The sequence below is a fragment of the Bradyrhizobium sp. 27S5 genome (genome assembly GCF_037217225.1).
In the GTDB taxonomy this organism is placed as follows: domain Bacteria; phylum Pseudomonadota; class Alphaproteobacteria; order Rhizobiales; family Xanthobacteraceae; genus Bradyrhizobium; species Bradyrhizobium septentrionale.
Genome location: NZ_CP147714.1, coordinates 8,058,473 through 8,071,123, shown reverse-complemented (window position 1 = coordinate 8,071,123; position 12,651 = coordinate 8,058,473). Strand labels below are relative to the sequence as shown.

Sequence of the window (12,651 nt, the reverse complement as noted above, 5' to 3'; positions counted from 1 at the left end):
CGGTGAAGTCGTGTGGTCCTGACGCCCTAGGTGGTGTGGACACTAGCGCATCCATAGAACGATGGCTGCGAGAGTGACGACGGCCCGGTAGTTCCGGGCCGTTTTTTCGAAGCGGGTTGCGACGCGGCGGAACTGCTTGAGCTTTGAGAAGCAGCATTCGACGAGATAACGCTGGGCATAGAAATGCTTGTCGAGTGGATATTTGAGCGCGCGTGACGGGTTGTTGGGGATCACGGCGAGCGCGCCTTTGGCGGCGATGGCTTGGCGCAAGTGATCGGCGTCATAGGCCGTATCGGCCATGACGACCTCGGCGGATAAGCCTTCGATCAATGCGGCGGCTTGCGGTGCATCGCCCTTCTGACCTGCGGTGAGCTTGAACCGCACCGGACATCCCAAGCCTCGAACGGCCATATGTATCTTGGTGCTCAGGCCGCCGCGCGAGCGGCCGATCGCTTGATCTTCCGCTTGATCTTCAGACCCCCCTTTTTGGCGCCGGCGGCGTGCTGATGCGCCCGAACGATGGTGGAATCGACGATCAGATATTCGAAGTCCGGATCATCGGACATCGCCTCGAAGATCCGCCACCAAACACCCTTGATGCTCCATCGACTGAAGCGCCGGAACACGCTGTTCCAGTCCCCAAACACCTCCGGAAGATCGCGCCAGGGAGACCCCGTACGCACGATCCACAGCACACCTTCCACGAACATCCGGTTGTCGCGCCCGGTGGAGCCCTTCTGATCGGGGCGCCCTATGATCAGCGGCGCTATCCGCTCCCACGCCGCGTCGCTCAATACCAAACGGTCCATCACACCCAAGGCGGCCTCCCCAAAAGCAGCCTTGAATCTGATTTGCTCCTAAAAGGGAATCCTTAGAGTCCACACCACCTAGCGGCCGGTGTCCCCTCGCAATAGCGCGCAGGCGTTTTTGCTAAGGCGGTGACAAACAAGCCCAGTCTCGCCGGGGAGAGCACGAAGTAAGCCGTAAAACCATCGCGCAGGGAAAGCCGGATTGCTCCGGTTACACCTGTGGTCCTACCCCCGAGCTTTCTACTTTTGCTCGGGGCCCATGGGTGCGATCGGCACCCGGCTTTCCCTGCGCCCTCTGTTCAAGAGAGGGCGGAACGAAGAGCAAAGCTCGGACAATCATGTCGCGAGAATGCGAAGTTGTGTCCCCACCCCACTGTCATCGCCCGGCTCGACCGGGCGATCCAGTACGCCGCGGCCTATCCGCTCAAGCACTGGCGTCTCTGGAATACTGGATCGCCCGGTCAAGCCGGGCGATGACACCGAACGAGCTGTTTGACAGGTTGAATCGAGCACCATTCTCATCGTCGTCCTGGCGAGAGCCAGGACCCATTACCCCAAATCTCAATTTTTGCGCACGCTGGAGCCGCGATCCTCGTTCGCCATCACGTGCTGTGGTTAAGGGTCCCGGCTTTCGCCGGGACGACGGACGGAGAGAGATCCGCGCAATCCATTCCATCACGAGGCAATTCACCACCCCGCGCGACCCCGGGACGCGCGCTTCGGGCTACCCATTGGGGGCCCGATCTTCTATGGTGACCTCATCCGGTTCGCATGCGGCGAACTAGATAATTCCATGATATCAAAGGCTTAAGACTCGGATCGAAGCCTTTGGAGGGCGGTTTGACGCGGTATATTTCGACCAGGGGCGAGGCCCCGGTGCTTGGCTTCTGCGATGTGATGCTGACCGGGCTTGCCCGCGACGGCGGGCTCTACGTGCCCGAGACCTGGCCGCAGCTTTCGCCCGAGACCATCGCCGCCCTGTTCGGCCGTCCCTATTGGGAGGTCGCGGTCGAGATCATCCGTCCGTTTGTCGCCGGCGAGATTTCCGACGCCGAGCTCGGCCGCATGGCCAACGAGGCCTATGCCACGTTCCGCCATCCCGCCGTGGTGCCGCTCGACCAGGTCGGGCCGAACCAGTTCATGCTCGAGCTGTTCCACGGGCCGACCCTGGCGTTCAAGGACGTCGCGATGCAGCTGATCTCGCGGCTGATGGACCACGTGCTGGCCAAGCGCGCGCAGCGCACCACCATCGTGGTCGCGACCTCGGGCGATACCGGCGGCGCCGCGGTCGAGGCATTCGCGGGGCTCGACAATGTCGACCTCGTGGTGCTGTTCCCGAACGGGCGCATCTCCGAGGTGCAGCGCCGGATGATGACGACGACCGGCGCCGGCAACGTCCATGCGCTGGCGATCGAGGGCACGTTCGACGATTGCCAGGCGCTGGTGAAGGCGATGTTCAACAACCATCGCTTCCGCGACCAGGTGGCGCTGTCCGGCGTCAACTCGATCAACTGGGCGCGCATCGTCGCGCAAGTGGTCTATTACTTCACCGCGGCGGTGGCGCTCGGTTCGCCGCGGCGCACCGTCGACTTCACGGTGCCGACCGGCAATTTCGGCGACATCTTCGCCGGCTACGTCGCCAAGCGGATGGGACTGCCGATCCGCTGGCTGCGCATCGCTGCCAATGTCAACGACATCCTCGCCCGGACCCTGAAGACCGGCATCTACGAGGTGCGCGAGGTGCACGCCACGACCTCGCCGTCGATGGACATCCAGGTGTCGTCGAATTTCGAGCGGCTGTTGTTCGAGGCCAGCGGCCGCGACGCCGAGCAGGTCCGCCGCCTGATGGGCTCGCTGAAGCAGTCCGGCCGCTTCGTGCTGCCGGATGCGACGCTGGCCGCGGTGCGTCGCGATTTCGACGCCGGCCGCGCCGACGAGACCGAGACGGCGGCGGCGATCCGCGCCGCCTGGCGCGAGGCGGGCGATCTGGTCGATCCCCACACCGCGGTCGCGCTCGCGGTCGCCGACCGCGACACCTCGGACTCAGGGATCCCGAACATCGTGCTGTCGACGGCGCATGCGGCGAAATTCCCCGACGCGGTCGAGGCCGCCTGCGGGGTGCGTCCGCAGCTGCCGGCCTGGCTCGGAGGGTTGATGACCAAGTCCGAACAGATGACTGTCATGAAGAATGATTCTGCCGAGGTCGAGCGCTTCGTGCTGTCGGTCAGCCGTGCTGCCAAGCAAGGAGTTGCCTGAATGAGCGTTGAAATCACCAAGCTGCCGAGCGGCCTGACCGTCGTCACCGACAGCATGCCGCATCTGGAGACCTCGGCGCTTGGCGTCTGGGCCGGCGTCGGCGGGCGCGACGAGAAGCCGAACGAGCACGGCATCTCGCATCTGCTCGAGCACATGGCGTTCAAGGGCACCGCGCGGCGTTCCTCGCGCGAGATCGTCGAGGAGATCGAGGCGGTCGGCGGCGACCTCAATGCCGGCACCTCGACCGAGACCACGGCCTATTATGCGCGGGTGATGAAGGCCGACGTGCCGCTGGCGCTCGACGTGCTCTCCGACATCCTCGCCAATCCGTCTTTCGTGCCGGATGAGCTGGAGCGCGAGAAGAGCGTCATCGTGCAGGAGATCGGCGCGGCGCAGGATACGCCCGACGACGTCGTGTTCGAGCATCTCAACGAGCTCTGCTACCCGGACCAGCCGATGGGCCGCTCGCTGCTCGGCACCGCCAAGACGCTGAAGGCCTTCAACCGCGACATGCTGCGCGACTACCTCTCGACGCATTACCGCGCCCCGGACATGGTGGTCGCTGCCGCCGGCGCCGTCGATCACAAGCGCATCGTCGAGGACGTCGCGCAGAAGTTTGCAAGCTTCGACGCCACGCCGGCGCCGAAGCCGCAGGCCGCGATGTTCGGCAAGGGTGGCTCGCGCGTGGTGCACCGCGATCTCGAGCAGGCGCATCTGACATTGGCGCTCGAGGGCGTGCCGCAGACCGACCTGTCGCTGTTCTCGCTGCAGGTCTTCACTAATACGCTCGGCGGCGGGATGTCGTCGCGGCTGTTCCAGGAGGTGCGCGAGAAGCGCGGGCTGTGCTACTCGATCTACACCTTCCACGCGCCCTACACCGACACCGGCTTCTTCGGGCTTTACACCGGGACCGATCCGGCCGACGCGCCGGAAATGATGGAAGTCATCGTCGACGTCATCAATGACGCGGTGGAAACCCTGACCGAGGCCGAGGTCGCCCGCGCCAAGGCGCAGATGAAGGCCGGGCTGTTGATGGCGCTGGAAAGCTGCTCATCGCGGGCCGAGCAATTGGCACGCCATGTGCTAGCCTATGGAAGGCCGCAGACGGTGGAAGAACTGGTGGCGCGGATCGATGCGGTCTCAGTCGAATCGAGCCGCAACGCCGCCCGTGCCCTGCTGTCGCGCAGCCGGCCCGCCGTTGTTGCGCTCGGCAGCGGCAGGGGTCTGGACACGGCGGTGTCTTTTGCGGAAGGATTGACTAAGTCGAAGGCAAAGTCGCTGCTGCACTAGGATTTACCTCTCCCCGCTTGCGGGGAGAGGTCGGATTGCTCTCGGCGATGCGAAGCATCGTCCGGTGCAATCCGGGTGAGGGGGTACAGGTCCCAGCGATCGGCTCGCTCGTGGACGGAGCCCCTCACCCCAACCCTCTCCCCGCAAGGGCGGGGCGAGGGGGAATAGCTTGGCGGGGAGTGTTGGGCCATGGCCCTGTTTCGTTTGCCGTCTAGTGGACCCGCTGCACTGATGCCGCGCGGTCACGGGCTGTTGCTGCGCGCGCCGCAAATGTCGGATTTCCCGCAATGGGCGCAATTGCGCGAATTCAGCCGCGCCTATCTCACGCCGTGGGAACCGATCTGGCCGTCCGACGACCTGACCCGCGCGGGCTTCCGCCGCCGCTTGCGCCGCTACACCGAGGATATCGCCGCCGACCGTTCCTACCCGTTCATCATCTTCCGCGAATCGGACGGGGTGATGATCGGCGGTATCACGCTCGCCAATGTCCGCCGCGGCATCGTGCAGGCCGGCACGATCGGCTACTGGGTCGGCCTGCCGCACGCCCACCGCGGCTACATGACGACGGCGCTGCGGGTGCTGCTGCCTTCGCTGTTCGGCGAGCTCAATTTGCACCGCATCGAGGCGGCCTGCATTCCCTCCAATGCGTCGTCGATCCGGGTGCTGGAGAAATGCGGCTTCACCCGCGAGGGCCTGGCGCGGCGCTATCTCTGCATCAACGGGATCTGGCAGGACCACCTGCTGTTCGGCCTGCTGCACGAGGATTTCCGCGGCTGATTCTTGCGCCTTTTGGCTGATGCGGGCACCACCCGATGCCTTTCAAGATGCCTTGGGTTCGCCGCCATTGGCTTGCTATAACGCGCGCGAAACGGGGAACTCCACTCGGAGACCACTTGGAGGCTTAAGGATATCGCATGGGTGACAGGGTGATCAGGTTCGCGCTCGTGGCGGCGGTAACGATCGGTCTCGGTGCCACCCTGCTGCCGTCGGTCGGCTCGGCGCAGTCGCTGAGCGACCGCTTCAAGAGCCTGTTCGGCGGCGGCTCGTCCGATTCGGACAAGCCGGCCGCGCCAGCCGCGCCAAAACAGCTCAACGACGCCGACGCCGAGTTGACCTGTCCGCCGGTGCAGATCCGCGCCGGGGCCTCGACCTATTCCGTGGCCGCGAACGGCAAGGAGGCGGTCGGCAACGACGTCAAGTTCCTGGCTTCGATCACGCGCACGGCGCGGCAATGCGGCCTGAACAGCGGGCAGATCACTGCCAAGATCGGCATCCAGGGGCGGGTGATCGCCGGGCCCTCGGGCGCGCCGCCGACCGTCCAGGTGCCGCTGCGCGTCGCCGTGGTGAAGGGCGGCATCGGCGAGCGGACGGTCATGACCAAGGCCTACACCACCACCGTGCAGATGGACGAGAGCGGCAGTGTGCCGTTCAGCCTGGTCGCCGAGGATGTGGTCTATCCGGCGCCGACGGCCGCGGAGAACGACGATTACATCTTCTATATCGGCTTCGACCCGCAGGCCCTGAAGCCGGAGCCCAAGCCCCGCGCGCCAAAGAAGAAGTAGCGCGGCCGCGGTGACGAGGCGCCTAGTGCTCTGAACGGACAGATTTGGACAAGCAAAAAGGCCGGCGCGATCAGCTCGCGCCGGCCTTTGTTGGAAGGAATTGTGATCGCGTCAGTTCAGCTTGGAGCGGACTTCGGCGATGCCCTTGCCGACCAGGTCGTCGGCGACCGAGCCCTTGACCGACTGCGACAGGATGGTCGAGGCGGCGGTCACGGCGGCGTTGGCCGCAGCGGCGCGGACATCGGCCACGGCCTGGGCCTCGGCCTGGGCGATCTTGCTCTCGGCGGTCTTGGTCCGCCGCGCGACAAAATCTTCCATCTTGGTCTTGGCCTCGGCCGCGATCCGCTCGGCCTCTTGCTTGGCGTTGGAGATGATCTCCTCGGCCTCGCGCTCCGCGCTGGCGCGGCGCGCCTTGTACTCGCCGAGCAGCTTGTTGGCCTCGTCCTTCAGACGGCGGGCGTCCTCGAGCTCGGCCTTGATGCGCTCGGCACGGTGATCGAGCGCGGTCAGCAGGGTGCGATGGACGCCGAGGTAGCCGAACACGACCATCAGAATGACGAAGGCGATCGCAACCCAGGTTTCCGGTTCGTAAAACATCGGCCTATCCCTTCAGCGACGCGTCGACGGCGCTGTTGACCGCATTCGCGTCCGGCGTGACGCCGGCGAGTTGCTGGACGATGGCGCCGGCCGCATCCGCCGCGATGCCGCGGACGTTGCTCATGGCGTTGGTCCGGGTCGTTGCGATCTGCTTCTCGGCGTCGGCGAGCCTGGCCGCCAGCTTCTGTTCCAACGCCTTGCGCTCGACTTCCGAGGCCGCGTTCAGCTTCTCGCGGGTCTCGTTGCCGATCGCCTGCGCGTTGGCACGGGCGTTCGCCAGCTCGGCTTCATAGGCCTTCAGCGCCGCGTCGGACTCGTCCTTCAGCTTCTGCGCCTCGGCCAGATCGCCCTCGATCTTGCTCTGACGTGCATCGATCGTCCCGCCGACGCGCGGCAGTGCGATACGCGACACGATCAGGTAGAGCGCGACAAATGCAATCGCCAGCGACACCAGCTGCGAGGCGAAATTGGACGAATCGAACGGCGGAAAGGCTCCGCCGTGATGTCCGCCATCGGTCTCGGTGTGGGCGCCGGCTTTCTGGCCTTTTGCCTCGCCATGACTCTCAGCCATGGTGTTCTCCTGTTGCTGTCATGCGCGCCGCCCGAAGGGGCGGCGCGACGGGGTGCCGCTCAGAGCGGAACGAACAGCAGAAGCAGCGCGATCAGCAGCGAGAAGATGCCGAGCGCTTCGGTCACGGCGAAGCCGAAGATCAGGTTGCCGAACTGGCCCTGCGCGGCCGAGGGGTTGCGCACCGCAGCGGCGAGGTAGTTGCCGAAGATGATGCCCACGCCGACGCCCGCACCGCCCATGCCGATGCACGCGATGCCCGCGCCGATAAGTTTTGCTGCTGCCGGTTCCATTTGTAGCTCCTTGAGAAAGATAGACAGATTGGTGGGTGAAGATTCCCCGGACCGCTTAGTGTCCCGGATGAATGGCGTCGTTGAGGTAGATGCAGGTCAGGATCGCGAACACATAGGCCTGCAGGAACGCGACCAGCAGTTCGAGGGCGTACAGCGCCACTGTGAGCGCGAGCGGCAGCACGCCGCCGAACCAGCCGAGCGCGCCGAGCGAGAAGCCGAGCATCGCGACGAAGCCCGCGAACACCTTCAGCGCGATGTGGCCTGCCAGCATGTTGGCGAACAGACGAACGCTGTGCGAGACCGGCCGCAGGAAGAACGACAGGATCTCGATGAACATGACCAGTGGCAGGATGTAGATCGGAACGCCGTGGGGGACGAAGATACTGAAGAATTTCAGGCCGTTCTTGTAGACGCCGTAGATCAGGACGGTGAAGAAAACCAGCAGCGCAAGCGCCGCGGTCACGATCAGATGGCTCGCGATCGTGAAGGTGTAGGGGATCACGCCCACCAGGTTCGAGACGCAGAGGAACATGAACAGCGAGAAGATCAGCGGGAAGAACTTCATGCCTTCCGCGCCGGCCGTGCTGCGAATCGTGGTGGCGACGAACTCGTAGGAGATTTCGGCGACCGACTGCAACCGTCCCGGAACCAGTTCCCGGCCGCTCGCCAGCATCAGCAGCGCGATCAAGAGCACCGCGATGAGCATGAAGAGCGTCGAATTGGTGAAGGCGATCGTGTGATTGCCGATGTGGCCGAGCGTGAAGAGGGGCTCGATATTGAACTGGTGGATCGGGTCGATTTTCATCCGCGCGGCTCTTGGTCCACCGGCCATCGTGCCGGTAATCGAATTTCAGATGTCGTGACTTCCGTCAGCGCTCAGCGCTTGCCCGAGGCCACGCCCGCGGACCTCACCACGTTGACCACGCCGGCGACAAAGCCGAGCAGCGTTAACACGATGAATCCGAATGGCGACGTCGACAGCAAACGGTCGACCCCCCAGCCAAGCGCCGCCCCGACGACAACGCCCGCGATCAGCTCCGAGGAAAGACGAAAACCGAGCGCCATCGCCGAAGCTCTGGCCGCACTGTCCCCGCTTTCAGTACCGGATTGATCAGTCTTGCTCCTGCGGCTGTCGCGAATTTCTGACAACCGATGATCGAGACTTCCGAGCCTTGCGGAAAGCGCAGCTTCGTCGGGAGACGAATGATCGCGACTTCCATCTGCGCCGTCGTTGGTGCTTTCAGCCATGCTGCAAACACTAACCGATGCCGCGGATGATGGAAATTGCGCCCGTCCCCGTCAAAAGCCGCGCGGACCATACTTACCGCGTCTAATCAAGTCAAGATTGCGTCGTAACCAGTTATTGCTTTGATTCTGTTGGATTTATTTGGAGATATTCAAGGTCAGAGTGACACAGTGATCGCAGTGCAACAGCTTGCGTGGCATTGAGCGATATTGCGCGGCTTATCCCGCTCTGCTGGGATCACCGAAAGTCTCCCGCTCTCGTGCAGTCAAGGTTCCGCATGCCGCGCCCAATCGACTACTACTTCTCGCTGCAATCACCTTGGGCCTATATCGGCCACAAGCCCTTCGTTCGGCTCGTAAGCACTTACGATCTCAAGGTAAATTATCGGCCCGTGCTGCTGGTCGATTTGTTCTCGGAGACCGGCGGGCTGCCGCTCGCGCAGCGCCATCCGGTGCGGCAGCGCTACCGGATGATCGAGTTGCAGCGCTGGCGCGACAAGCGCGGGCTGAATTTCCATCTGCAGCCGGCCAACTGGCCGTTCAACGGCCGCCTGGCCGATGGCGTCGTGATCGCGGCGCTTGAGGCGGGTCTCGACCCCGAGCCGTTTTTGCAGCGGGCCTACCCCGCGGTCTGGGAGCTTGAGCTCAACCTTGCCGATCCCGCCACGCTGGTGAAGCTCGCCGACGATGCCGGCTTGCCCGGCCGGCAGCTTGTCGAGCGCTCACCCTCTGATGCGATCAGCGCGGCCTATGAGCAGAATCGGCAGGATGCACTCAACACCGGCGTGTTCGGCTCGCCCGGCTATGTGCTCGATGGCGAAGTCTTCTGGGGCCAGGACCGGATCGAATTGCTCGAGGACGCGTTGAAGTCAGGCCGCAAGCCCTATAGCTCTGTGGTCTAGGGGCAGGAATCAGGTTGAGGCGGAGCAAGCCATGCCCATCGCGTCGTCGCTCTCAAAATCGTCCATCGCAATTGTTGCGGCCGTTTTGATCACGAGCGGCGCGGCGACAGCGCAAACCGCGCCCGACACCGAGAACGGTCGCTACGCATTGTCTCCGGCAGGCGACGGCTTCCTGCGGCTCGACACCCGCACCGGCGCGGTGTCGACCTGCACCAATTCCAGCGCCGGCTGGGCCTGTTACATGGTGCCCGACGAGCGCGCGGCGCTGGACGCCGAGATCGGGCGCCTGCAGGCCGACAATGACAAACTGAAGGGCGAGCTTGCGGCGCGCGCGCCGCCGGCCAAGACCGACGAGGCGCTGCCGAAATCGGATTCGTTGAAGAAGGCCGAGCCGAAGATCGCCGAGGGCGAGCGCAAGATCGAGATTCCGCTGCCGAGCGACCGCGACATGGATCGCGTGATGTCGTTCGTGGAGCGAGCCTGGCGGCGGCTGATTGAGATGGCCAACCGCGTGCAGCGCGACGTCAATGGCGGCAAGATTTGATTTTGTGCTGGCGCTGTCTCTACAGCGTCGTCTTGGCCTAGTGCGCAATTGCGCACGGGGGCCGGGACCCATCGCCACCGATGCACATTGATTACGAAAGGTATCAACTCCGAGCCTTAGAAATCGAAGGGCCGCGGAGTATGGGTCCCGGCCTTCGCCGGGACGACATGTCGAGAAAGTACAGATGAACTCACCGAGAACTATGTCGCGCTCGGCGCCATCATCGGTCGCTGCAACCTGCATCGTCTCGTCGCGGTTGACGGTGGAAACCTCTGGCGCAGGCTTCACCGACATCACGCGCGAGGTCGCAAAATTCCTGCGCGAGGTGCGTGCTGGCGAGGGCGCGGTGACGCTGTTCATCCGTCACACCTCGGCCTCGCTGACGATCCAGGAGAATGCCGACCCGACGGTGCTGGTCGATCTGATGACGGCGCTCGATCGCGCCGCACCCGAAGACGGCGGCTGGCGCCACGACACCGAAGGTCCCGACGACATGCCGGCGCATATCAAGACCATGCTGACGGCGACCTCGCTGCAGATTCCGGTGCTTGATGATGAAATGGCGCTCGGTACCTGGCAGGGCATCTATCTGATCGAGCATCGCGCCCGTCCGCACCGGCGCGAGATCGTGCTGCAATTCATCGGTGCCACGCGCTGACGCGTTCGACCGCTTCAGTTCGACCTGGCTTTCAATTCGATCTGGCTTCTCAAATGACATCGGCCGCGGATCGCTCCGCGGCCGATGCTGTTTGATCGAGATGTCGACCGATCAGGTCTTGCTGATGTCGACGTCCTTGGTCTCCGGAATGAACAATGCGCCGACCACGACGGTGATTGCCGCGAAGATCACCGGGTACCACAGTCCGGAATAGATATCGCCGGTCGAGGCGGTGATCGCAAACGCGGTCGCCGGCAGCAGGCCGCCGAACCAGCCGTTGCCGATGTGATAGGGCAGCGACATCGAGGTGTAGCGGATCTTGGTCGGGAACAGTTCCACCAGCATCGCCGCGATCGGTCCGTAGACCATGGTCACGTAGAGCACCAGGATGAACAGCAGGCCGATGACTGCGGCTACCTGCGGACGGAAGACGTCGAACGGGTTCGACATCTTCACGATGCCGGCGTCACCCGGCTTCGGATAGCCCGCCGCCTGCACCGCCGCGGTGATCAGCGGGTTCGACGTCTTGGCGTCCGTGTACGGCACCTCCTTGTCGTTGACCATGATCTTCACCGGCGAGCCGGCCGGGCCTGGCACGGTGGAGTACTTCACCGACGACTGGGCCAGGAAGGCGCGGGCGGTATCGCAAGGCGCCGTGAAGACGCGGGTGCCGACCGGGTTGAACAGATCGCCGCAGCCCGCGGGATCCGCCACCACCTGCACCTTGACCGTCTCATAGGCCTTTTCCAGCGCCGGGTTGGCGTTGGTCGTGATCATCTTGAAGATCGGGAACAGAGTGAGTGCGCCGATCAGGCAGCCCGCCAGGATGATCGGCTTCCGGCCGATCTTGTCCGACAGCGCGCCGAACACCAGGAAGAAGCCGGTGCCGAGCAACAGCGACCAGGCGATCAGGAGGTTGGCGGTGTAGCCGTCGACCTTCAGGATCGATTGCAGGAAGAACAGCGCGTAGAACTGGCCCGTGTACCAGATCACCGCCTGGCCCATCGTCAGGCCGAACAGCGCGAGGATCACGATCTTGGCGTTGCTCCAGGTCGCGAAGGCTTCGGTCAACGGCGCCTTGGAGGCCTTGCCCTCGTCCTTCATGCGCTGGAACACCGGCGATTCATTCAACCGCAGCCGGATCCAGACCGAGATGCCGAGCAGCAGCACCGACACCAGGAACGGAATGCGCCAGCCCCATTCCGCGAAGTCCTTTTCGCCGATGATGGATCGGGTGAACAGAATCACCAGCAGCGACAGGAACAGTCCGAGCGTGGCCGTGGTCTGGATGAACGAGGTGTAGTAGCCACGCTTGCCCTGCGGCGCATGCTCGGCGACATAGGTCGCCGCACCGCCATACTCACCGCCGAGCGCAAGGCCCTGCAACAGGCGGAGCGAGATCAGGATGATCGGCGCCGCGATGCCGATGGTCTTGGCGTTGGGCAACAGGCCGACGATGAAGGTCGACAGACCCATGATCAGGATGGTGACGAGGAAGGTGTATTTGCGGCCGACGATGTCGCCGACCCGGCCGAATACGATCGCGCCGAACGGGCGGACCAGGAAGCCGGCGGCGAAGGCCAGCAGCGCGAAGATATCGCGGGTCGCCGGCGGATAGTCGGAGAAGAACTGCGCGCCGATGATGCCGGCCAGCGATCCGTAGAGATAGAAGTCGTACCACTCGAACACGGTACCGAGCGACGACGCGAGGATGACGAAACGCTCATCCTTGGTCATCCCGGCGGGCCGCGCCGAAGTTGCAGTCATTGTGGACATCTGGAAAGCTCCCCCCGAATTGTTGCTGCCATGCTCGCTCCCGTCTGCCGGGTTGGGCCCGAATAAGCCCCAAGCTTGAGTTAAAGGGTAACATCGCAGTGAAACCCGCCCCAATAAGACTTTTGGCCTTTTCAGGATTGAACTTATCTTG

At 63.9% G+C, this 12,651-nt stretch carries 13 protein-coding genes and 1 pseudogene; 7 read left to right on the top strand and 7 right to left on the bottom strand.

Annotated features, from left to right (window positions below):
- Window positions 1-42: 42 nt before the first annotated feature.
- A pseudogene (locus WDM24_RS37995) lies at window positions 43-809 on the bottom strand (IS5 family transposase).
- 840 nt (window positions 810-1,649) lie between these two features.
- On the opposite strand from WDM24_RS37995, the gene thrC reads away from it, so the two are divergent.
- From thrC to WDM24_RS37975, 4 genes are all read left to right on the top strand, one after another.
- Window positions 1,650-3,065 carry a threonine synthase gene (thrC, locus tag WDM24_RS37990; RefSeq protein WP_338692502.1) on the top strand — a complete coding sequence of 472 codons (1,416 nt, stop codon included), beginning with the start codon at window positions 1,650-1,652 and terminating at the stop codon, window positions 3,063-3,065.
- Window positions 3,066-4,355 (top strand): pitrilysin family protein, encoded by a 1,290-nt coding sequence (locus WDM24_RS37985; protein ID WP_338829347.1) that lies wholly within the window; start codon window positions 3,066-3,068, stop codon window positions 4,353-4,355. It abuts the gene before it with no gap.
- Between the two features lie 189 nt (window positions 4,356-4,544).
- A complete protein-coding gene (locus WDM24_RS37980) occupies window positions 4,545-5,132 on the top strand; it encodes a GNAT family N-acetyltransferase (RefSeq protein ID WP_029079870.1) in 588 nt (195 codons plus the stop codon).
- A 137-nt stretch (window positions 5,133-5,269) separates the two neighbouring features.
- The gene (locus WDM24_RS37975; protein WP_338829346.1) at window positions 5,270-5,917 is read left to right on the top strand and encodes a hypothetical protein; all 648 of its coding nucleotides are present in this window, start codon (window positions 5,270-5,272) and stop codon (window positions 5,915-5,917) included.
- 111 nt (window positions 5,918-6,028) lie between these two features.
- Here WDM24_RS37975 and WDM24_RS37970 read toward each other — a convergent pair whose 3' ends face one another.
- From WDM24_RS37970 to WDM24_RS37950, 5 genes are all read right to left on the bottom strand, one after another.
- The gene (locus WDM24_RS37970) at window positions 6,029-6,514 is read right to left on the bottom strand and encodes an ATP F0F1 synthase subunit B (RefSeq protein ID WP_166301390.1); all 486 of its coding nucleotides are present in this window, start codon (window positions 6,512-6,514) and stop codon (window positions 6,029-6,031) included.
- A gap of 4 nt (window positions 6,515-6,518) precedes the next feature.
- Window positions 6,519-7,085 carry a F0F1 ATP synthase subunit B gene (locus tag WDM24_RS37965; protein WP_338829345.1) on the bottom strand — a complete coding sequence of 189 codons (567 nt, stop codon included), beginning with the start codon at window positions 7,083-7,085 and terminating at the stop codon, window positions 6,519-6,521.
- A gap of 59 nt (window positions 7,086-7,144) precedes the next feature.
- A complete protein-coding gene (locus tag WDM24_RS37960; protein WP_016847054.1) occupies window positions 7,145-7,375 on the bottom strand; it encodes a F0F1 ATP synthase subunit C in 231 nt (76 codons plus the stop codon).
- A gap of 55 nt (window positions 7,376-7,430) precedes the next feature.
- Window positions 7,431-8,180, bottom strand: coding sequence for a F0F1 ATP synthase subunit A (locus WDM24_RS37955; RefSeq protein WP_166301396.1), 750 nt, complete (start codon window positions 8,178-8,180; stop codon window positions 7,431-7,433).
- Between the two features lie 71 nt (window positions 8,181-8,251).
- Window positions 8,252-8,623, bottom strand: coding sequence for an AtpZ/AtpI family protein (locus WDM24_RS37950; protein WP_166301399.1), 372 nt, complete (start codon window positions 8,621-8,623; stop codon window positions 8,252-8,254).
- Window positions 8,624-8,898: 275 nt separating this feature from the next.
- Here WDM24_RS37950 and WDM24_RS37945 point away from each other — a divergent pair, with 275 nt between their 5' ends.
- From WDM24_RS37945 to WDM24_RS37935, 3 genes are all read left to right on the top strand, one after another.
- The gene (locus tag WDM24_RS37945) at window positions 8,899-9,522 is read left to right on the top strand and encodes a 2-hydroxychromene-2-carboxylate isomerase (RefSeq protein ID WP_166301402.1); all 624 of its coding nucleotides are present in this window, start codon (window positions 8,899-8,901) and stop codon (window positions 9,520-9,522) included.
- 31 nt (window positions 9,523-9,553) lie between these two features.
- Window positions 9,554-10,066: a hypothetical protein gene (locus tag WDM24_RS37940; protein WP_166301405.1), complete on the top strand. Its 513-nt coding sequence runs from the start codon at window positions 9,554-9,556 to the stop codon at window positions 10,064-10,066.
- A 184-nt stretch (window positions 10,067-10,250) separates the two neighbouring features.
- Window positions 10,251-10,724 carry a secondary thiamine-phosphate synthase enzyme YjbQ gene (locus WDM24_RS37935; protein ID WP_166301408.1) on the top strand — a complete coding sequence of 158 codons (474 nt, stop codon included), beginning with the start codon at window positions 10,251-10,253 and terminating at the stop codon, window positions 10,722-10,724.
- Between the two features lie 111 nt (window positions 10,725-10,835).
- Here WDM24_RS37935 and WDM24_RS37930 read toward each other — a convergent pair whose 3' ends face one another.
- Complete coding sequence (locus WDM24_RS37930; RefSeq protein WP_175619786.1) at window positions 10,836-12,461, bottom strand: MFS transporter; 1,626 nt, start codon at window positions 12,459-12,461, stop codon at window positions 10,836-10,838.
- Window positions 12,462-12,651: the final 190 nt, after the last annotated feature.

Coding starts and splice junctions, on each gene's coding strand:
- WDM24_RS37970 (WP_166301390.1), bottom strand. CDS start 6,514: ATGTTTTACGAACCGGAAACCTGGGTTGCGATCGCCTTCGTCATTCTG.
- WDM24_RS37960 (WP_016847054.1), bottom strand. CDS start 7,375: ATGGAACCGGCAGCAGCAAAACTTATCGGCGCGGGCATCGCGTGCATC.
- WDM24_RS37940 (WP_166301405.1), top strand. CDS start 9,554: ATGCCCATCGCGTCGTCGCTCTCAAAATCGTCCATCGCAATTGTTGCG.
- WDM24_RS37955 (WP_166301396.1), bottom strand. CDS start 8,180: ATGAAAATCGACCCGATCCACCAGTTCAATATCGAGCCCCTCTTCACG.
- WDM24_RS37975 (WP_338829346.1), top strand. CDS start 5,270: ATGGGTGACAGGGTGATCAGGTTCGCGCTCGTGGCGGCGGTAACGATC.
- WDM24_RS37935 (WP_166301408.1), top strand. CDS start 10,251: ATGAACTCACCGAGAACTATGTCGCGCTCGGCGCCATCATCGGTCGCT.
- WDM24_RS37980 (WP_029079870.1), top strand. CDS start 4,545: ATGGCCCTGTTTCGTTTGCCGTCTAGTGGACCCGCTGCACTGATGCCG.
- WDM24_RS37930 (WP_175619786.1), bottom strand. CDS start 12,461: ATGACCAAGGATGAGCGTTTCGTCATCCTCGCGTCGTCGCTCGGTACC.
- WDM24_RS37985 (WP_338829347.1), top strand. CDS start 3,066: ATGAGCGTTGAAATCACCAAGCTGCCGAGCGGCCTGACCGTCGTCACC.
- WDM24_RS37965 (WP_338829345.1), bottom strand. CDS start 7,085: ATGGCTGAGAGTCATGGCGAGGCAAAAGGCCAGAAAGCCGGCGCCCAC.
- WDM24_RS37950 (WP_166301399.1), bottom strand. CDS start 8,623: ATGGCTGAAAGCACCAACGACGGCGCAGATGGAAGTCGCGATCATTCG.
- WDM24_RS37945 (WP_166301402.1), top strand. CDS start 8,899: ATGCCGCGCCCAATCGACTACTACTTCTCGCTGCAATCACCTTGGGCC.